This is a genomic window from Bacteroides sp. RTP21281st1_H5_RTP21281_210402, from assembly GCF_040918965.1.
Lineage (GTDB): Bacteria > Bacteroidota > Bacteroidia > Bacteroidales > Bacteroidaceae > Bacteroides > Bacteroides congonensis.
In genome coordinates this window covers 1-19,380 of the sequence record NZ_JBCOWR010000029.1, presented here as the reverse complement: position 1 = coordinate 19,380, position 19,380 = coordinate 1, and the positions used below count along the sequence as shown (strand labels likewise).

The window sequence follows — 19,380 nt, the reverse complement described above, 5'->3', positions numbered from 1 at the left end:
ATTCAATGTTTTTAGATTCTCCTTTTTATTTTATGGTAATGCGTCCGTCCAGTTTGGAAGTAATCATTTTGCCTTCGGCAGTCTGCTTACGGACATAGTCGAGGAATAATCCGCGCAGGGTAGCGCCGTCAGGACATTCCCGTTTCTCCGCTTGCAGGAAAGCATCCATCCGCCCGTTGCCGTCTGCCAGATAGTCGATAGTGGCTACCGTATAGAGTTGGTTGTCGTCTACGGGCTTACCGCCGATTGTTGCATTCAGCAGTTCTCCTTTCTTCGTGATTTCCAAACGGATACCGCTCACTCCTTCTCCGCGCAAAGAAGCAATCGCTTTAAAAAGTCGTTTCATGTCCGAGCCTTTCATTGTCAGGATGCAAAGGGAGTTCTCAAAAGGAAGTATTTCAAAGATTTCACTTACAGTAATTTCACCTTTCGGCAGGATATTACGCAATCCGCCCATATTCACCAGTCCCATATCGGCAGGTTTCCCCAATACCGGTGCGGCAGCCTGCTGCAAGACACTTGCAACGAGATTGGAAAGCAGACTTTCAGGCCCGCCCTTATCCATTTTCATTTCGCTGGTACCGATGACTTCATACATCATCCCGTCAATTTTGTCCTTATAGGGTTTCAATACTTCGGTGGTTCTTTTGTCGGGATTAGTGTCCCAGGCAGAGTCAATCTTAATCATACTACCTTCTACTTTTGCCACTTGATAGTGAGCAGTAGCCTCTCGTGTCGTGCGACAGGATGTAAACAGGATACCACCTGCCAATGCTGCCACAATCAGATACTTCACATAAGTCTGTTTCATGTTCGCTATTTTTTATATATGCGACAAATATACAAAAAACATTTGGCTATCTGCCAAATAATTCGTTACTTTGCACCGCTTTCGCGCAATCGCTGTCAAGAGACGAGATACTTGGTATGTTGCGTTGTAACGATGAAACAATTTAATAATAACAACAATGGATTTAATTAAAATTGCAGAAGAAGCATTCGCTACCGGTAAACAGCACCCGAGCTTCAAAGCAGGAGACACTGTAACAGTAGCATATCGTATTATTGAAGGTAACAAAGAACGTGTACAGTTGTACCGTGGTGTTGTTATCAAAATCGCCGGTCATGGAGACAAGAAACGTTTTACCGTACGTAAAATGTCAGGTACTATCGGTGTAGAAAGAATTTTCCCAATCGAATCACCGGCTATCGACAATATCGAGGTGAACAAGGTAGGTAAAGTTCGTCGCGCTAAATTGTACTACCTGCGTGCTCTTACCGGTAAGAAAGCTAGAATCAAAGAAAAAAGAGTTAATAACTAAGACTACTTTTCGATTCGAAATAAAAAAGGGAGCTTCATTCAATGTGAAGTTCCCTTTTTTATTGGTTATTTAACTCCGGCTCTTTTTCCTCACCGACCAGGGAGTTGTTCCCCGGTGAGAAACTATAGTTTCCCCGGTGTGGAAACTGTTGTTTCCCGGTGCCGAAACTCATCTTCATCCAAGGCCTTTCATCCAGCACACTGTCTTCCGGCAGAGATAAAAAAATCCCCGAAAGCAACCGCTCCCAGGGATTTTCATTACCTTTATTATAAAATTGATATTATTCCTTAATATCTTTCAGTTCCCAAGCTAAAGCGCTGGCACCCAATACGGCAGCATCAGAGTCTTTCAGTTCGGAAACGAGCAATTTAGTCTTACCTTTATAGATATTCAACACATTGTCGTCGATTGACTTCAGAATCGGTTTCATGATATAATCACCCGATTTAGCCAGACCACCAAACAATACAATAGCTTCCGGACTGGAGAATGCGATAGCGTCCGCTAATGCTTCACCTAAAATGTTACCTGTAAATTCGAAGATTTCCTGTGCAAGTTTATCTCCTTGTACGGCTGCGTCATATACATCTTTTGAAGTGATGTTTTCTGCAGGAATGTTACGAAGCAAACTGCTGTCTGTACGAGCAGCAAGGAATTCACGAGCCGTACGGGCTACACCGGTAGCCGAGCAGTAAGTTTCCAGACAACCTTTGCGACCGCAACCACAGATACGACCGTCACGACGGGCAATCACGTGGCCTAATTCACCTGCAAAACCGTCATGACCATATACCATCTGACCGTTGATAACGATACCGCTACCTACACCGGTACCCAGCGTAATCATGATAAAGTCTTTCATACCACGGGCTGCGCCGTAAGTCATTTCACCGATAGCGGCAGCATTCGCGTCGTTTGTCAAAGCAGTAGGAATACCCAGTCTTTCTTCAAACATGGCAGCCAACGGAAGGATACCTTTCCAAGGCAAGTTTGGAGCAAATTCAATCGTTCCTGTGTAATAGTTACCATTCGGAGCACCGACACCGATACCTCTGATTTTGTCAACACCACCATTGGCGATAATCAACGGAAGCAGGTTCTTGCAAACTTCGTCAGCATATTCTTCAGCAGTAGGATAACCGGCAGTTTTGATTGAGCTGCTAGCAATAATAGTTCCGCGTGCGTCTACAATTCCAAAGACGGTGTTCGTTCCGCCTATGTCAATACCTACTACGTAGGGTTTCTCCATGTTTGAATTCATGATACTTTTATTTAAAAGGGTTAGTTAATCATTAAGTTTACTGCACACAAATTACGTAAAGAAGATTGAGTCTACAAAATGTTTTTCAAAAAAAGTTCACCTGCTTTGCAACTTTTCGTATCTTTCGTCCGTCTAATAGTAGAAATTCATAAGAAAACAGAAACTAAATAAAGGAAATTGTGATACAACTTACAAACGTCAACAAGACTTACAACAACGGAGCACCGCTCCATGTACTCAAAGGTATCAACCTCAAAATAGAACGGGGCGAGTTTGTTTCCATCATGGGAGCGTCGGGTTCGGGCAAATCAACCTTACTTAATATATTAGGTATTCTTGATAATTACGATACCGGAGATTATTATCTGAATAATGTACTTATCAAAAATCTCAGCGAGACCAAAGCTGCCGAATACCGGAACCGTATGATAGGATTTATCTTCCAGTCATTCAACCTGATTTCCTTTAAAGATGCCGTAGAGAATGTAGCACTTCCTTTATTCTATCAGGGGGTAAGTCGCAAGAAACGCAATGCGCTTGCACTGGAATATCTCGACCGGCTGGGTTTGAAAGAATGGGCACATCATATGCCCAACGAAATGAGCGGCGGTCAGAAACAACGTGTAGCCATCGCACGTGCACTCATCACCCAACCACAAATTATCCTGGCGGACGAACCGACCGGAGCATTGGACAGCAAGACGTCTGTGGAAGTGATGCAGATTCTGAAAGATTTGCACCGGATGGGGATGACAATCATAGTCGTCACCCATGAGAGTGGCGTTGCCAACCAGACGGACAAGATTATACATATCAAAGATGGTATTATCGAACGAATCGAAGATAACATCGACCACGACGCTTCTCCTTTCGGCAAGGACGGCATCATGAAATAAACCAGAATCCACCACTACTATACAAACATTATCATGATTGATATTTGGCAAGAAATATACAGTACCATCAAGCGCAACAAGCTGAGGACTTTTCTCACCGGATTTGCCGTAGCATGGGGTATCTTTATGCTTATCGTCCTGCTGGGCGCAGGCAACGGGCTGATCCATGCTTTCGAAGAGTCTGCTTCGGAACGTGCGCTGAACAGTATTAAAATCTATCCGGGCTGGACTTCCAAGTCTTATGACGGATTAAAAGAGGGGCGGCAGATTCAACTGGACAACAAAGATTTCCTGATTACCGATACCCATTTTCCCGACAATGTCATTACGACAGGAGCATCCATCTGGCAAGGTTCGGTCAACATCAGTTTCGGTTCGGAGTATGCCAGTGTCGGACTGGCGGGAGTCTTCCCCAACCATACGGATATGGAAACCATAAAGCTCTATAAAGGGCGTTTCATTAATGAGACGGATATAAAAGAAAGACGGAAAGTAATCGTCCTGCATAAAAAGACGGCTGAAATTCTTTTTAATAAGACACATACCGAACCTATCGGGCAATTTGTCAACATGGGAAATGTTGCCTATCAGGTAGTAGGACTTTGCAACGACAAAGGAGACAGTGGAGAGAATCCCGCTCTCATACCTTTTTCCACCCTGCAAATAATCTATAATAAAGGAGACAAGCTGAGTTGCCTGACCATCGCTACAAAAAATCTGGAAACAATCGAAGCGAATGAGAACTTTGAAAAAGAATACCGGAAAGCGCTAGGTGCCAACCACCGTTTTGATCCTACCGACCATAGTGCTATCTGGATATGGAACCGGTTCACCAATTATCTGCAACAACAGAAAGGCATGGCCATTCTACGCACCGGAATCTGGGTGATCGGTATATTCACCCTTTTAAGCGGCATTGTAGGGGTATCCAATATCATGCTGATTACCGTTAAAGAACGTACACGCGAGTTCGGTATCCGCAAGGCGTTAGGAGCTAAGCCAAGCTCAATTCTTTGGCTGATTATTGTAGAAAGCATAATCATCACCACTATATTCGGATACATCGGCATGGTAGCCGGCATCGGAGTGACCGAGTGGATGAACAACGCCTTCGGAAATCAGACAATGGATACCGGAGTGTGGACAGAAACGGTGTTCCTGAATCCGACCGTAGACATAAGAGTTGCCATACAGGCTACACTCACATTAGTAATAGCTGGTACGTTAGCCGGATTGTTCCCCGCCCGAAAGGCAGTCAGTATCCGGCCGATTGAAGCACTTAGAGCAGATTAAGAGTATGAGAATAGACATGGATACCTGTGAGGAAATCCTCATAACCATCACAAGAAACAAGACGAGAAGCCTGTTGACTGCCTTCGGCGTGTTCTGGGGAATCTTCATGCTCGTTGCCCTTATCGGCGGCGGACAGGGACTGGAAGATATGATGAAGAAGAACTTTGAAGGATTCGCCACCAATTCCGGCTTCCTCGCTTCGCAAAGGACGGGCGAAGCCTACAAGGGCTTTCGTAAAGGAAGATGGTGGGACTTGGAAGCTGTCGACATCGAACGTCTCCGTTCACAAGTCAAAGAAATAGAAGTTATTACTCCTTCCATTGCCCGTTGGGGGTCGAAAGCCGTATATGAAGACAAGAAATATGATTGCAGCGTAAAGGGATTGTACCCCGATTATCTTCACATCGAATCACAAGAAATGGCTTACGGCAGGTTTATCAATGATGTGGACATAAAGGAAGCGCGCAAAGTATGCGTTATCGGAAAACGGGTTTATGAAAGTCTTTTCAAGGCAGGTGAAGACCCTTGCGGCAAGTATATCCGTGTAGACGGTATTTATTACCGGATTATCGGAATGTCTTCTTCCGAAGGAGACATGAATATACAGGGACGGGCTTCAGAAGCCGTCACCCTACCCTTCACCACCATGCAGCAAACATACAACTTGGGCGGAAGAATTGATGTTATCTGCTTCACCGTGAAACATGGTGTCAAAGTATCCGACATTCAACCGGAAATGGAGCAGATTATCAAAGCCGCGCATTATATCGCCCCCAATGACAAACAGGCGCTTATGTACCTAAATGCGGAAGCTATGTTTTCAATGGTTGACAACTTATTTACCGGTATCAATATATTGGTATGGATGGTTGGCTTGGGAACTTTGCTCGCCGGCGCTATCGGCGTATCGAATATCATGATGGTAACCGTTAAAGAACGTACTACTGAGATTGGTATCCGCCGGGCTATCGGAGCACGGCCGAGAGACATCATGCAGCAAATTCTCTCTGAGAGTATGGTGCTGACAACCATCGCGGGGATGTGTGGAATCTCCTTTGCCGTCATGATACTGCAACTGTTGGAAATGGGAGTAAATTCAGACGGTGGAGACACTCATTTCCAAGTCAGCTTCGGACTGGCAATCGGTACTTGTACGTTGCTGATCGCGTTAGGTATGCTAGCAGGACTGGCACCCGCCTATCGGGCTATGGCTATCAAGCCGATTGAAGCGATCAGGGACGAGTAGAAGTTGAGAATGGAGAGTTGAGAACGAAGAATTAAAAATTAAACATATATATTCAAGATGAAAAAGTATCTGAAAATCGCATTATTGGTAATCATTGCCGTAATCCTTATTGGAACGTTCGTATTCCTTTATCAGAAATCGCAGCCGAAAATTACTGTCTACGAAACAGTGAAGGCGGAAATAACAGACTTGCAAAAGACTACCGTGGCTACCGGAAAGGTGGAGCCGAGAGATGAAATCTTAATCAAGCCGCAGATTTCCGGTATTATCGACGATGTCTATAAAGAAGCGGGACAAACCGTGAAGAAAGGAGAAGTTATAGCCAAAGTGAAGGTTATCCCCGAACTCGGACAACTGAACGCCGCAGAAAGCCGTGTACGGCTGGCAGAAATCAACACCACACAGGCTGAGACGGATTTTAACCGTATCAAAAAGTTGTATGACGACCAGCTTATCAGCCGGGAAGAGTATGAAAAAAGCGAAATCGCCCTGAAACAGGCACGTGAAGAAAAACAGACTGCCAAAGACAATCTGGAAATCATCAAAGAAGGAATCACTAAGAATAATGCTTCCTTCAGCAGCACCATGATTCGTTCCACGATTGACGGATTGATTCTGGATGTGCCCGTAAAAGCCGGAAACTCGGTTATCATGAGTAATACTTTTAATGACGGAACGACTATCGCTACGGTAGCCAATATGAATGACCTGATTTTCCGTGGTAACATTGACGAAACCGAAGTGGGACGTATCCATGAACAGATGCCGATAAAACTTACAATAGGTGCTTTACAGAATTTGACTTTCAACGCTATTCTGGAATATATATCTCCGAAAGGAGTAGAAACAAACGGAGCCAACCAGTTTGAAATCAAGGCCGCGATTTCCGTACCGGATTCCGTTCAAATCCGTTCCGGTTACTCTGCCAACGCGGAAATCGTGCTGCAACGCGCTAATCAGGTGTTGGCTGTGCCCGAAAGTACAGTTGAATTTAGCGGAGACTCTACCTTTGTGTATCTTATGACGGATTCCGTGCCGAAACAAAAGTTCCAACGCACACAGGTGACAACAGGGATGAGTGACGGCATCAAGATAGAGATAAAGAAAGGGATAACTGCACAGGACAAAATACGCGGTGCTGAGAAAAAAGACAAATAACAGACTTCAATGAAAACAATCCGTAAAACCATATCAGTGCTCCTGCTCTCAGGAATCGGAATAATTTCCATTCAGGCGCAAGACAACAACTCGTCGCAAACATGGACATTGCGGCAATGTATCGACTATGCCATCGAGCATAATACAGGGATTCGCAAATCTGCCAACGATGCCGAAATAAGTAAAGTAGATGTGCATACCACCAAATGGGCACGTCTCCCGAATTTGAGTGGTAGTGCCAGCCAAAACTGGAGTTGGGGACGTACAGCCTCTCCGGTAGATAACTCATATAGCGATATCAATAGTGCCAATACAAGTTTCAGTTTAGGCACAAATGTACCTGTATTCACCGGTTTGCAACTATCCAATCAATATTCACTGGCCAAACTGGATTTGAAAGCGGCCATTGAAGACCTCAATAAAGCCAAAGAAGATATTGCCATTAATGTCACCTCTGCCTATTTGCAGGTATTATTTAATCTGGAATTAAGTAAGGTTGCCCACAATCAGGTAGATTTAAGTAAAGACCAGCTAAAACGTATTCAAGGACTTTTCGGAGTAGGTAAAGCTTCCCCGTCTGAAGTGGCTGAAGCACAGGCTCGTGTAGCACAAGATGAAATGACCGCCGTACAAGCCGACAATAAATACAAATTATCACTGCTGGATCTTAGCCAACTCCTGGAACTCCCTACACCGGAAGGATTCGTTCTTGAGAATCCGAAAGAGGAATTGGAATTTACCCCTCTCACTCCGCCGGATGATATTTATACGCAAGCACTTGCCTACAAACCAAGCATTAAATCGGCAGAATACAGATTGCAAGGTAGCATCAACAGTATCCGTATTGCACAAGGTAATTTCTATCCACAATTATCTTTCAGTGCAGGTTTGGGAAGTAATTATTATACAGTAAACGGTAAATCAGAAGGCGGCTTCGGCAATCAGATGAAAAACAATCTGAATAAATATGTAGGATTCAATCTTAGTGTTCCGCTCTTCAACCGTTTTTCTACACGTAATAAAGTACGGACAGCCCGCTTACTGCAGAACAATCTTACACTGCAACTTGACAATGCTAAAAAAACGCTCTACAAGGAAATTCAACAATCCTGGTACAATGCTTTGGCAGCAGAAAGCAAATATAATTCCAGTGAAGTAGCTGTGAAAGCTAATGAAGAATCTTTCCGGCTAATGAATGAGAAATTCAATAATGGTAAAGCTACTTTTGTAGAATATAACGAATCAAAGCTCAATCTGACAAAAGCGTTATCAGACAGGCTGCAAGCCAAATATGATTATTTGTTCTGCACAAAGATTTTAGATTTCTACAAAGGACAGATTATTGAATAACAAGAATCACACTTGAGCTTAACATAGTGATTCCCTTAAACATATCCGTTGGTTTATTCGTTATTATAGAAAGAACCAACGGATATGAAACATTTTATTATCTTAGTGATTCTGACGATTAGTAATGTATTTTTAGGAGTTGCTAAACCAATGAAAAATCAAGCAGAAATCTATCTCGCAGGGGGATGTTTTTGGGGAACTGAACATTTCCTGAAACAAATCAGAGGAGTAGAAAGTACTCAGGCAGGATATGCCAACAGTATTGTTGACAATCCTAGTTACGAACAGGTGTGTTCGGGAAAGACCGATGCAGCCGAAACGGTGAAAGTGGTCTATGATCCCGAAGTCGTCAATTTGACTCTATTACTCGATTTGTATTTTAAAACAATCGACCCGACCAGCCTCAACCGACAAGGGAATGACCGTGGTACGCAGTACAGAACAGGGATTTATTATACCAATAAAGCCGATATGCCTGTCATTAATCAGGCTATTCAAGTACTGGCCACCCAATACAAGAGTCCGATTGCCATAGAAGTGAAGCCATTGACAAACTTTTATCCGGCAGAAAACTATCATCAGGATTATCTGGATAAGAATCCGAACGGATATTGCCATATCAATCCGGCTTTATTTGAAATGGCACGGAAAGCCAATGCTCCTCAAACGAAGAGTTATCAAAAACCGGATGACGCTACTTTGCGGAAAAAGCTATCGGCAGAACAATATGCCGTAACTCAGAAGAGTGCAACGGAACCAGCTTTCCGGAATGAATATTGGAACGAGCATCGCCCGGGTATCTATGTTGATATTACTACTGGCGAGCCGTTGTTTGTTTCCACTGACAAGTTCGATTCGGGTTGCGGATGGCCTAGTTTCTCCAAGCCTATTCAAAAAGACTTGATTGCAGAGAAAAAAGATACTTCTTATGGAATGCTCCGGACAGAGGTACGCAGTAAAAGTGGTGACGCTCATTTGGGACATGTATTCACGGACGGCCCGAAGGACAAAGGCGGACTTCGCTATTGCATCAACAGTGCTTCACTTCGCTTTATCCCCAAAGAAAAGATGAAAGAAGAAGGTTATGGAGAATATTTGCCGCTCGTTAAGTAAACGATACGTAGATAGACTGAAATAGATAAATGAACAGTTGTAGACTTATAAGTGAAATCGGGGCGGATACTATCCGTCCCGAAATCCAAGTTACGGGCGACGCCCGGAATAGTCTAGCCGGCGAGAAGCCGGAGTCTAGTTCTCCTACCGCTGAGGAGCAATGATAATGATATTAATAATAAAGGAATAGGTTATCTTCTTGAACCGTTACCTCTTTCAGATGAACGGGAAGAGCTTGTGTTACTGCTTCTCGTACTTCCTGAAGAAGAACGTTTTTCTGTTTGTCCTCTGGAAACATTACTCCGGCTAGAGCTACTACTGCTACGAGTAGAACTTGAACTACTGCTGCGAGCAGAACCGGAATTACTGTTACTCCAGCTAGAACTGGTGCTACTGCTACTACGCCTGGAACTACCGGTTCCCCGACTGGAAGAACTATTGGTTCTTTCGGAACTCTTGTTTCTACTAGAGGAACTACTTTCACTTCGTCTGCTTGAGCTTCCCGTTGAACTACTATTTGTACGTCCGCTTTCACGATTGGAACCTGAAATAGTCGAGCTTCCACCTGTTGGTCTACGACTTGAGCCGGATGAGCTTGAATTCGTTTCCGGTCGACGATAGGAATTTCCCTCGCCTCTGTTATTGTTTCTATCAGGCTTAACCTCTTTATTCGGTTTTTCATTCCTGGACGGAGTCGACGGTCTGGTAGAAGTTGATGGTCTATGTTCTGTTCCGGGACGAGAAGAACTGCCGGGGCGTGAGGAATTGCCCGGACGTACAGCAACTCCCGGACGGGTAGGTGCATTATGCGGACGATTGGAAGAATTCGGACGGAAATGAACCGACCCAAAATCCGAACGACGGTAAGAATGATATACCCTCTCATCCCTCATCCGATGCGGCGTAGAATAATGATGGAAATTATTATACCGCCCCCGATAATAACTTGTATGATGGATATACGGGCGATAATGTGCTCCACAATAAGTACGATAATGATAAGGTACTCCGAAATAAAACAAGCTACGATTCGGATAATTGATATAAACACGGAAATTCCATCTTCCTCCGGTTACGTATATCGGCCGATAGAAATAATCAGCTCCCATAAACCGGCGATACTGTACATCACTCAATACCCAACGAAGATCATCATTACGAATATCCAATGCTTCATAGTAATCATCCAATGCCCATTCATAGCCACGTGCCACATAATCCATTATATTACGGACAGAATAAATAAAGTCGTAATTAATCTCATACGCATCATTATATTGTTGAGTGCTCAGGCTCAATTCATATGCCATCTTATCCGTAAGAAAACGTGTCTCCTTACGCACTTTGCTGGTACTCATTCCAGCCATCACGGTCATACTGGTACCTAGACCGACAGCAAAGAGTAAAAACAGTATTCGTTTCATAATTCAATCTCCTATCATTTATTATTCTGATGATACTCCTTGATAAACTTACGCACCTCATCTTTATATATATTAGTGAATAAGATATCAATCACCTTGTTAAAATTCTGCTTATCCCTGACATACGGATACAACATCTTCATCACATCCACTTGATCGGGAGTATATTTTTCATAACTGTATCGTTTTTAGTTAGTTAACCAATATCAACGCCTTCCATAGTTTTGAACAAACTTATTCATTTCATCCTTATTGGAAGAGAATGTCAACGTAGCAATGACCGTAAAGAAAGCCTCTTTGTCAACAATCCGGGGATACATCATCTTCATAATCTCCATCCGGTCATCATCAAAGGTATAAAGTTTCGTCAATTGAAGACATTGGCCTGAAGTGAAATCCGAACTTGCCAAAGCTGTATTAATCAACGTCATGCGGTCATCTTTGAAAGGCACTTTCTTCACACTATTAAGGAATGTATTAAAGAGTTGACTATTCATCACTCTGTCATATTGGTCATAATCCGGGCGATGTCCACCATGTCCGGGACGTCCGGGTCTGTTGTCCGGTCGTATCTCGTCGCGTCCATCCACCACAATTTCCGTTACTCCGATTCCATTGAAATAAACATTGTCTTTATACAATCTCTCCCCTTTCCATACTCGTTCTCCCGGACGGGAAAAGCGGGTAGAATACACTTCAACGGTATAATATCCTGATTTCAAATTGGCCACGAAACAAGTGGTAGTCGGCATACACATCTGATTTCCGCCAAAGTAAACAAGAATCGGAGTGTTTCCACCGTCGATACGGATTCCGCTGATAGATTGCGCTTTTAAGGAAAGAGCAGCGAGCAGGATACAGAAACTTATTATTATCTTACGCATAGCATATCTAGTTTTTATTATTAATATCTTTATTCTTATACCACAAAAATAGGGTGAGGAAACTCCCCACCCCAATGATTCTCTCTATTCATATGTAGGGATTTCCCTATTCTGTTTAGGATTCCGCCAAAGTGATGCCATCCTCATGCAGGGAAATCAAACGTTTCTTATACAAGTCGCCCACTCCTTTCTTGAAGGTTTTCTTACTCACACCGAACGTATCATAAATATCTTCCGCCGGACTCTTATCATTCAGGCTGATTCGTCCACCCTGCTCCCTGATATAATCCAGCAATGTTTTCGCGAAATCATCAATCTTCTCGAAACCCGGTTTCTGAAGAATCAAGTCTACCTTACCATCTTCACGCACCTGTTTCACAAAAGCTTTCATCTCCATCCCTGTCTCCAACGAAGTGAATATTTCATTCTCATACAGCAAGCCGCTATACTTATTATCTATAATAGCCTTAAAACCCAAGTCCGTTTTCTGCCAGATAAGGATATTCACTTCGTCACCCGCAGCATACTCCGGCTTGTCTTTCGACAGATAACGTTCCACTTTTGCCGAAGCCACGATACGATAACTTTCTTCGTCCAGATGCGCATGAATCACATATTTGCGTCCCACCTGCATCTTCATCTTCTGTTCCCTGAACGGGACAAACAAGTCCTTCATCAGTCCCCAGTTCAAAAAAGCCCCGTATTCATTTACCCACGATACTTCGAGACAAGCAAACTGACCGACCTGCACATACGGAGTCAACGTCGTCGCAATCAGCCTTTCATCCATATCCAGATAAAGAAACACATTCAGAATGTCCCCTATCTTGCAATCCTCGGGCACATAGCGGGTAGGCAACAAAATCTCACCCTCTTCTCCGCCGTCAAGATATACGCCGAAATCTACTTCCTTCACAACTTCAAGCTGATTATATTTTCCTAATTCGATGCTCATATTTTTAATCTACTCTGTTTTATTAGTCTTATTAAATACAAAGATAGTCTATTTTCAACAGAACTTTCTATCAAGTTACTATAACTTTTCGTTATCGGATAAAACTATTTGCCATGAACAATCAGGGCTGTAAAATGTTATCTTTGTAGCGGCAAAAAGAAAGATAAAATTATTCACCTTTAAATATATTAAGCTTTATGGAATTCTTAACCAACGAGAAACTTACGATTGTAGGAGCTGCCGGAATGATCGGCTCTAATATGGCGCAAACAGCCATGATGATGAAACTTACTCCGAATATTTGCCTGTATGACCCGTTCGCTCCTGCTTTGGAAGGAGTGGCAGAAGAACTGTATCACTGCGGCTTCGAAGGTGTCAACCTTACTTATACGTCCGACATCAAGGAAGCATTGACCGGAGCATCGTATATCGTATCTTCCGGTGGAGCAGCCCGCAAAGCTGGTATGACCCGTGAAGATTTACTGAAAGGAAACGCAGAGATTGCCGCCCAGTTTGGTAAAGACGTCCGTCAATATTGCCCGAATGTGAAACATATCGTTGTCATATTCAATCCGGCAGATATCACCGGTCTGATTACCTTATTATATTCAGGCTTGAAACCTTCACAGGTTTCTACCTTAGCTGCATTGGACAGCACCCGCCTGCAAAACGAATTAGTGAAATACTTCCATATCCCCGCTTCCGACATCCAGAATTGCCGCACCTACGGTGGACATGGCGAACAAATGGCTGTATTCGCATCTACAACCAAAGTAAAAGGAGAACCGCTGACTGATTTCATCGGTACTACCCGTCTCCCGCTGACCGAATGGGAAGCACTGAAAGTACGTGTCATCCAAGGCGGAAAGCATATCATCGACCTTCGCGGACGTTCTTCTTTCCAAAGCCCGGCTTATCTTTCTATCGAAATGATTGCTGCCGCTATGGGCGGACAACCTTTCCGCTGGCCTGCCGGAACTTATGTTTCCAACGGCAAATTCGACCATATCATGATGGCAATGGAAACTTCAATCACTAAAGACGGTGTTACCTATAAAGAAGTAGCCGGAACTCCCGCCGAACAGCAGGAACTGGAAAAGAGCTACGAACATCTGTGCAAACTTCGTGACGAAGTGATTGAAATGGGAATTATCCCCGCTATCAAGGACTGGCATACGCTGAATCCTAACATCAAGTAAACATACAATATTAGCAGGAAGCCGGAACTCAACGATAATTCACTTATCGGAGTTCCGGCTTTTTTATTTATAAACTAAATTGTCAAGCTATTTTCGAGAAGAACACTCCGGGCAAATCCCCTTTAATACATAGTTAATGCTATGCAAAGCAAACCCTTTCGGCAAATCAATCACAGGAATATGCGTACCTTCCAGGCAGAATGTCTTGTGGCATTTCTCACAATAGAAATGTGAATGTAAATCCTGTACCACACAATTGCAGGAATTATCACAAACAGCATATTTCAACGAACCGCTTCCATCATCTATGCTATGTATCAGGTGATGAGACAAAAAGAGGGCTATTGTCCGGGAGATGGTTGATTTATCCACCGTATCCAGCAGAGTTTCCAAATCGAGCAATGATACCGCACGTTCAACTTCCATCATATTCTTTAGTATGAGAAGCCTTATTGCTGTCGGCTTGATATCTCTCCGTGCCAACTTATCCAAATAAATATTCTCTTCCATAGTCTCTTATTTTATCATTTTCTGTATTCTTACGGCATTCATAATGGCGAGCAGCGCAACACCGACGTCTGCAAAGACCGCTTCCCAAAGGGTAGCTATACCACCGGCTCCCAATATCAGTACGAGCAGTTTCACTCCGAATGCCAGTGAAACATTCTGCCAGATAATCCTGCGTGTCAGCTTTCCTACCTTTATGGCTTCGGCCACTTTAGAGGGCTGGTCTGTCTGTATCACGACATCAGCTGTTTCAATGGCCGCATCGCTTCCCAATCCCCCCATGGCAATACCGACATGGCTCAACGCAAGTACCGGCGCGTCATTCATTCCGTCGCCGACAAATGCAATCTGATTCGTCCCGTCCTGCCGCAGTTCTTCCAAATGCCGCACTTTCCCTTCCGGCAACAAATCGCCATAAGCACTTGTGATACCGAGCTTTTCCGCAAAGTTAGTAACAATACTTTGTTTATCACCGGATAATATCTGAATGTTTTTGATATGCAACATTTTTAAATCATCAATAGCTTTCTTTGCATCATTTTTCAGTGTATCAGCCAGTAACAAATAACCTGCATAATCTGTTCCAATGGCGCAGACTACAATCGTATCGGTAATCTGTAATAACTCTGCCGGATATTCGATATTGAATTTGGATAGTAAACGACAGTTTCCGACCAATACCGGAGTTCCGTTAATCATTGCTTCCAAGCCGAATCCGGCAAATTCTTTTGTACCGGTAACCGGTAGCAGTTCTACGTTTTGCAGCTTTGCATAGTTCACGATGGCTTTAGCAATCGGATGCGTACTGTCACTCTCTACCGAAGCTACCATTCCAATCAATTCCTTTTCTGAAATACCAGATGCGGATTTACACTCCTGCACTTCAAATGTTCCTTTAGTCAGAGTACCTGTTTTATCGAACACAACCGTGTTGATTTTAGTAATTGCATCCAGATAATTACCACCTTTGAATAAGATTCCTAATCGGGAAGCAGCTCCGATGCCACCAAAATATCCTAGTGGAATACTTACTACCAAAGCACACGGGCACGAAATCACCAGAAAGACCAAGGCTCTGTACAGCCAGTCATTAAACACAAATGCAAACTGAGTATCAATGAATGAATAAACAAACGGAAGGATAACTATCAATACCGCCAGTCCTATAACAATAGGTGTATAGATACGTGCAAATTTACGGATAAACAATTCTGCCGGGGCTTTTCGCTCCGAAGCATTTTGCACAAGTTCCAATATCCGGGCAAGCGCACTCTTATCAAATGGTCTTGTCACCTTGATCCGAATCACTTTATCCGTCACAATCACTCCGGCAAGCACTTCTTCGCCTTCGCGAATATTGCGGGGAACGCTTTCACCTGTCAATGCCGCCGTATTAAAAGCGGCGACTTCGCCGAGCATCACTCCGTCCAAAGGGACTCTCTCGCCCGATTTTATCTCTATAATCTCACCGACCTTTACATTCTTCGGGCTTTCTGTAATCAGACTGTTATCTCTCAATACCAAAGCCTTTTCCGGCCTTACATCCAATAAAGCACCGATATTGCGTTTCGCTTTATCGACTGCCTTGTCCTGAAACAGTTCTCCGATGGTATAAAATAGCATCACAGCTACCCCCTCCGGATATTCACCAATATAGAAAGCTCCGATTGTGGCAACAATCATTAGAGTAAACTCACTGAAGTAGTCTTTCTCTTTCATGCTCTCCCACGCTTCTTTCATAACAGGGAGTCCGACGGGAAGATAAGCTACAATATACCAGATTAAGGCTATATACTCTTTATGAAAAAAAGAGAAATCCAGGGCATTCATTATAATACCACTTATCAGCAATATAAATGAAAGCCCTGCTTTCCAGTATTCTTGAAATATAGAATTCCTAACTTCAACTTCCTTTTCAGATGCACATCCGTGTGCACAGCAACTACAATGTCCCATATCTTTCATCTTTTAGTTGCTACAAAGGTAGTGAATGATTCGTGCAACAAAGTTGCAATAAGAATATCTACTGTCTATTTTTAGAACATATATCCCAATGAAATCATCAGGTTTCTGTTCTTCATCCCCAAATCTTTTGCCACTTCTACCAAACCGAAGTCATAGCTTATAGCAACCTGATATTTCTTACTGAACTCAACACCCGCTTTCAAGCCAAGACCGAAATCGAACCGTTTAAATCCATCATCGCCAAATATATCTTCGGATGCAGAGTTAGTGCCCAACCCTCCTAAATCGGCAATATTACCATCAACTTTTGCTTTAGCCTTTCCAAACAAGCCAACAGCAATATAGGGGCCCACACTACCAAATAATGCAAAGTCATCATTTACTGCATATTTATAACCAACATGTACCGGAACCTCCAAATAATACGGATTAAATTTAATACTTGCAATTGAGCCACCATCAATCTTCGCACCTTTTAATGTCAGTAACGCTGCAAAATCCATATATGCTCCGCTCGCTTCCTGAGACAACCCCAATTCGGCTTTTACACCTGCATGAAAACCTATCCTACTGTCAAAGCCGGTAATAGTGTATTTGCTGACATTCATACCTGCCATCACACCCCATTTCAGATTATCCTGCGCGTTGATACTCACTACACTCATCGCTACTAAAGCGAAAAATAACAGAATCTTTTTCATAAGAATAAATAATTTAATTATTGTTTAGAAATCATGTGCCACAAAAATAGTAAGATTTTACAGAATATCAACAAATTTTGGATGAATATAATTACCTGTTGAAAAACAAATAAGTCGGACAATCATTAAAAGAGAAAACAATTGCCACAAAAAACTGAGGATTGATAAGAGCATGATTCAATTTATTGCTATCTTTGCACAGTCGTAGCGCGACTGCATTTTTATATTAAAAAAAAAGCGTTTAGCTGATTTCTGTGCCAATGAAAAGTCCAAAATAAAATCAACGCACATGAAACAGATAGATGCTCCCTGCAAATATGGCGGGGGGTATTTCCTGTTTGTGCGTTTAGGGCTTGGACTCCCTCATTGGCGGATAGGTAAATACCCTTCCGCTTTTTTTATGTCTATAAAATTGTAAGTCAAAAACATTATATTCATATGTTGTTACTTGTCTTTGACAAAATATTATTAAGAATTGGCTAAGACCCGGAGGGGGACGAACGGATTTATCCGAGAGTTCCCCTTATTTTTTGGAGGGAGCAAAAGCTACAAAACTAGGAATGCATATCATCAATAGATACCAAATCTCCTACAATAAAGTTTATAAAACGGTTCTTCGTCAAATTTGGTGGTAAGTTTTTCTCTGCTCATTTAACTAATTCAGTCAGTGCCTATATTTTCTTATGAAAGTAAATAAAAAGGGATAATTATTAACTTGGAAATAAAGAGATAAAGAATTTACCACCAAATTTGAAGAAGAACCTTTATATTCTTCTGTGTAGGAATCAAACGCAGGTTCTTCAGTTATACCTTTTTGGCGAAAAATTCTACGGATATATTCCTGCTGTTCAGGAGACAAATATTTCTCTTTCCGGTAAAAACGGTAATACATCCCACGTCCGAAATATCCAAGCATTTGGCTTTTAAGTACTTCCGCATCCTTATGGGGCACGTTATCCAGCAAATGCTTAACTCCCCACGCCACCCGTATCTTCCGAACCGGCTTATAAAAAGAACAAGCGTTTGCATCTTCCGGAATACAATTGGGGTTTACCACAGACAGGGTGGGGTACTGATTGGTACTATGCATTGCCACCAAGCGATGCAGGCATTTTTCTCCTTTCGGACATTGGTTATTGAAGCAGTGGGTGAAACCACAGGGCACTGCCTGGTAGTCAAAATTTTCTTCCATTATCGTATTTTATTTTGCTTTCTTATTTGACAATACAAAGTTACAGCAAATTGATTAGTAAGACAATTTATATCGCATTTATTATTTTTCTGGGAAATACAATTGCACGTTATTGACTAAAAGCACACACACTCTGGTAACGATGGTTACTGTAACCACGGTTACCAACATTAAATCATTGATTTCGAGTATTTATAACAAAAAAGAAGAACTCAAAGAGCTAAAATAAATTCAGCAATTGGCATTCAAGGAAAATTTATGGGGTGACATCCGTTGCAGATGCACCCCATAAAATAATAGTATCAAGAGTTTTCTTCCCTGTCATTCCGGATAAACTCCAGCAATCTTTCCACTGCTTCTTCTTCGGGGATATTCTTCTCGACACAGACTTTGCCTTTATAAAGGCTGATCTTACCCCGTCCGGCACCTACATAACCGTAGTCAGCATCCGCCATTTCGCCGGGGCCATTCACGATGCATCCCATGATACCGATCTTCAGTCCTGTAAGATGTGAAGTAGCCGCCTTGATGCGGGCAATTGTCTTTTCCAAATCGTAGAGCGTGCGTCCGCAACCGGGACAAGAGATATACTCTGTCTTGGAAGTACGGGTACGTCCGGCTTGCAGGATTCCGAAAGCGGTTGCGTCTACTACCGCATGACTCAGGCTGCCTTGGTTGAACAGGAAGATGCCATCGCAAAGTCCGTCAAAAATCAATGCACCCATATCGGCGGCAGATTTTATCTGCAAATCCTCCGCGTTATCTTCTGCATAATGTTGGAAGAAGACAACCGGGTTTTGCAAACCTTCCGTTGTCAGTTGGTGAACCAACGCACGGTGTTCGCCCAAACGGTTCGGGTGATTGCTTTGGGAAATGATGACTGCTTCGGGGTGTTGCTTCAGGCAGGCTATTAC

General features: G+C 42.9%; 19 protein-coding genes and 1 pseudogene. 9 read left to right on the top strand and 11 right to left on the bottom strand.

From position 1 onward, the window contains the following. Nucleotides 1–25: 25 nt before the first annotated feature. The gene (locus AB5443_RS23845) at nt 26–811 is read right to left on the bottom strand and encodes a 5'-nucleotidase C-terminal domain-containing protein (RefSeq protein WP_277135236.1); all 786 of its coding nucleotides are present in this window, start codon (nt 809–811) and stop codon (nt 26–28) included. Between the two features lie 157 nt (nt 812–968). Here AB5443_RS23845 and rplS point away from each other — a divergent pair, with 157 nt between their 5' ends. Then, on the top strand, nt 969–1,322 hold the full coding sequence (rplS, locus tag AB5443_RS23840) for a 50S ribosomal protein L19 (protein ID WP_044654838.1): 354 nt from the start codon (nt 969–971) through the stop codon (nt 1,320–1,322). Nucleotides 1,323–1,602: 280 nt separating this feature from the next. Here the strand turns inward: rplS and AB5443_RS23835 are convergent, their stop codons facing one another. Continuing rightward, nucleotides 1,603–2,583 carry an ROK family protein gene (locus AB5443_RS23835; RefSeq protein ID WP_022139408.1) on the bottom strand — a complete coding sequence of 327 codons (981 nt, stop codon included), beginning with the start codon at nt 2,581–2,583 and terminating at the stop codon, nt 1,603–1,605. 179 nt (nt 2,584–2,762) lie between these two features. Between AB5443_RS23835 and AB5443_RS23830 the strand changes: the two genes are divergently transcribed. The 6 genes from AB5443_RS23830 to msrB all read left to right on the top strand — a co-directional run bounded on the left by AB5443_RS23830 (nt 2,763) and on the right by msrB (nt 9,639). Continuing rightward, on the top strand, nt 2,763–3,479 hold the full coding sequence (locus AB5443_RS23830) for an ABC transporter ATP-binding protein (protein ID WP_022139409.1): 717 nt from the start codon (nt 2,763–2,765) through the stop codon (nt 3,477–3,479). A 33-nt stretch (nt 3,480–3,512) separates the two neighbouring features. Beyond that, entirely contained in the window at nt 3,513–4,772 is a 1,260-nt protein-coding gene (locus AB5443_RS23825) for an ABC transporter permease (RefSeq protein ID WP_022139410.1), read from the top strand. Nucleotides 4,773–4,776: 4 nt separating this feature from the next. Continuing rightward, entirely contained in the window at nt 4,777–6,018 is a 1,242-nt protein-coding gene (locus tag AB5443_RS23820) for an ABC transporter permease (protein ID WP_368114428.1), read from the top strand. Nucleotides 6,019–6,075: 57 nt separating this feature from the next. Continuing rightward, entirely contained in the window at nt 6,076–7,176 is a 1,101-nt protein-coding gene (locus AB5443_RS23815) for an efflux RND transporter periplasmic adaptor subunit (RefSeq protein ID WP_044653908.1), read from the top strand. Between the two features lie 9 nt (nt 7,177–7,185). Then, nucleotides 7,186–8,526, top strand: coding sequence for a TolC family protein (locus AB5443_RS23810; protein WP_368114427.1), 1,341 nt, complete (start codon nt 7,186–7,188; stop codon nt 8,524–8,526). An 84-nt stretch (nt 8,527–8,610) separates the two neighbouring features. Continuing rightward, nucleotides 8,611–9,639 carry a peptide-methionine (R)-S-oxide reductase MsrB gene (msrB, locus tag AB5443_RS23805; protein WP_368114426.1) on the top strand — a complete coding sequence of 343 codons (1,029 nt, stop codon included), beginning with the start codon at nt 8,611–8,613 and terminating at the stop codon, nt 9,637–9,639. 191 nt (nt 9,640–9,830) lie between these two features. On the opposite strand, the gene AB5443_RS23800 is transcribed toward msrB, so the two are convergent. The 4 genes from AB5443_RS23800 to AB5443_RS23785 all read right to left on the bottom strand — a co-directional run bounded on the left by AB5443_RS23800 (nt 9,831) and on the right by AB5443_RS23785 (nt 12,902). After that, complete coding sequence (locus AB5443_RS23800) at nt 9,831–11,063, bottom strand: hypothetical protein (RefSeq protein ID WP_277135239.1); 1,233 nt, start codon at nt 11,061–11,063, stop codon at nt 9,831–9,833. A gap of 14 nt (nt 11,064–11,077) precedes the next feature. Then, nucleotides 11,078–11,215: a DUF4476 domain-containing protein gene (locus AB5443_RS23795; RefSeq protein WP_277135240.1), complete on the bottom strand. Its 138-nt coding sequence runs from the start codon at nt 11,213–11,215 to the stop codon at nt 11,078–11,080. Nucleotides 11,216–11,269: 54 nt separating this feature from the next. Further along, nucleotides 11,270–11,947 carry a DUF4476 domain-containing protein gene (locus tag AB5443_RS23790; RefSeq protein WP_277135241.1) on the bottom strand — a complete coding sequence of 226 codons (678 nt, stop codon included), beginning with the start codon at nt 11,945–11,947 and terminating at the stop codon, nt 11,270–11,272. A 115-nt stretch (nt 11,948–12,062) separates the two neighbouring features. Continuing rightward, nucleotides 12,063–12,902, bottom strand: a complete 840-nt coding sequence (locus AB5443_RS23785; protein WP_022139417.1) for a S1 RNA-binding domain-containing protein — start codon at nt 12,900–12,902, stop codon at nt 12,063–12,065. A 197-nt stretch (nt 12,903–13,099) separates the two neighbouring features. Here AB5443_RS23785 and AB5443_RS23780 point away from each other — a divergent pair, with 197 nt between their 5' ends. After that, nucleotides 13,100–14,101 (top strand): malate dehydrogenase, encoded by a 1,002-nt coding sequence (locus AB5443_RS23780; protein ID WP_022139418.1) that lies wholly within the window; start codon nt 13,100–13,102, stop codon nt 14,099–14,101. 87 nt (nt 14,102–14,188) lie between these two features. On the opposite strand, the gene AB5443_RS23775 is transcribed toward AB5443_RS23780, so the two are convergent. The 3 genes from AB5443_RS23775 to AB5443_RS23765 form a co-directional block, all read right to left on the bottom strand. Then, the gene (locus AB5443_RS23775; protein ID WP_022139419.1) at nt 14,189–14,611 is read right to left on the bottom strand and encodes a Fur family transcriptional regulator; all 423 of its coding nucleotides are present in this window, start codon (nt 14,609–14,611) and stop codon (nt 14,189–14,191) included. Between the two features lie 6 nt (nt 14,612–14,617). Next, nucleotides 14,618–16,564 carry a heavy metal translocating P-type ATPase gene (locus AB5443_RS23770; RefSeq protein ID WP_277135242.1) on the bottom strand — a complete coding sequence of 649 codons (1,947 nt, stop codon included), beginning with the start codon at nt 16,562–16,564 and terminating at the stop codon, nt 14,618–14,620. A gap of 80 nt (nt 16,565–16,644) precedes the next feature. Next, nucleotides 16,645–17,274, bottom strand: a complete 630-nt coding sequence (locus tag AB5443_RS23765; protein ID WP_022139421.1) for a porin family protein — start codon at nt 17,272–17,274, stop codon at nt 16,645–16,647. 289 nt (nt 17,275–17,563) lie between these two features. Here AB5443_RS23765 and AB5443_RS23760 point away from each other — a divergent pair, with 289 nt between their 5' ends. Beyond that, nucleotides 17,564–17,692 (top strand): hypothetical protein, encoded by a 129-nt coding sequence (locus AB5443_RS23760; protein ID WP_277135243.1) that lies wholly within the window; start codon nt 17,564–17,566, stop codon nt 17,690–17,692. A 345-nt stretch (nt 17,693–18,037) separates the two neighbouring features. On the opposite strand, the pseudogene AB5443_RS23755 reads toward AB5443_RS23760, so the two are convergent. Both AB5443_RS23755 and AB5443_RS23750 read right to left on the bottom strand, forming a co-directional pair. Then, nucleotides 18,038–18,466, bottom strand: a pseudogene (locus tag AB5443_RS23755) (DUF6078 family protein); the annotation flags it as partial. Between the two features lie 302 nt (nt 18,467–18,768). Then, nucleotides 18,769–19,380: flavodoxin-dependent (E)-4-hydroxy-3-methylbut-2-enyl-diphosphate synthase (locus tag AB5443_RS23750; protein WP_368119646.1), on the bottom strand; the 612-nt coding region annotated here is incomplete at its 5' end.

Bases quoted from the DNA above. Each gene is read 5' to 3' on its own strand.
- AB5443_RS23845 (WP_277135236.1), bottom strand. From the start codon at position 811: ATGAAACAGACTTATGTGAAGTATCTGATTGTGGCAGCATTGGCAGGT.
- rplS (WP_044654838.1), top strand. From the start codon at position 969: ATGGATTTAATTAAAATTGCAGAAGAAGCATTCGCTACCGGTAAACAG.
- AB5443_RS23835 (WP_022139408.1), bottom strand. From the start codon at position 2,583: ATGAATTCAAACATGGAGAAACCCTACGTAGTAGGTATTGACATAGGC.
- AB5443_RS23825 (WP_022139410.1), top strand. From the start codon at position 3,513: ATGATTGATATTTGGCAAGAAATATACAGTACCATCAAGCGCAACAAG.
- AB5443_RS23820 (WP_368114428.1), top strand. From the start codon at position 4,777: ATGAGAATAGACATGGATACCTGTGAGGAAATCCTCATAACCATCACA.
- AB5443_RS23815 (WP_044653908.1), top strand. From the start codon at position 6,076: ATGAAAAAGTATCTGAAAATCGCATTATTGGTAATCATTGCCGTAATC.
- AB5443_RS23810 (WP_368114427.1), top strand. From the start codon at position 7,186: ATGAAAACAATCCGTAAAACCATATCAGTGCTCCTGCTCTCAGGAATC.
- msrB (WP_368114426.1), top strand. From the start codon at position 8,611: ATGAAACATTTTATTATCTTAGTGATTCTGACGATTAGTAATGTATTT.
- AB5443_RS23800 (WP_277135239.1), bottom strand. From the start codon at position 11,063: ATGAAACGAATACTGTTTTTACTCTTTGCTGTCGGTCTAGGTACCAGT.
- AB5443_RS23790 (WP_277135241.1), bottom strand. From the start codon at position 11,947: ATGCGTAAGATAATAATAAGTTTCTGTATCCTGCTCGCTGCTCTTTCC.
- AB5443_RS23785 (WP_022139417.1), bottom strand. From the start codon at position 12,902: ATGAGCATCGAATTAGGAAAATATAATCAGCTTGAAGTTGTGAAGGAA.
- AB5443_RS23780 (WP_022139418.1), top strand. From the start codon at position 13,100: ATGGAATTCTTAACCAACGAGAAACTTACGATTGTAGGAGCTGCCGGA.
- AB5443_RS23775 (WP_022139419.1), bottom strand. From the start codon at position 14,611: ATGGAAGAGAATATTTATTTGGATAAGTTGGCACGGAGAGATATCAAG.
- AB5443_RS23770 (WP_277135242.1), bottom strand. From the start codon at position 16,564: ATGGGACATTGTAGTTGCTGTGCACACGGATGTGCATCTGAAAAGGAA.
- AB5443_RS23765 (WP_022139421.1), bottom strand. From the start codon at position 17,274: ATGAAAAAGATTCTGTTATTTTTCGCTTTAGTAGCGATGAGTGTAGTG.
- AB5443_RS23760 (WP_277135243.1), top strand. From the start codon at position 17,564: ATGAAACAGATAGATGCTCCCTGCAAATATGGCGGGGGGTATTTCCTG.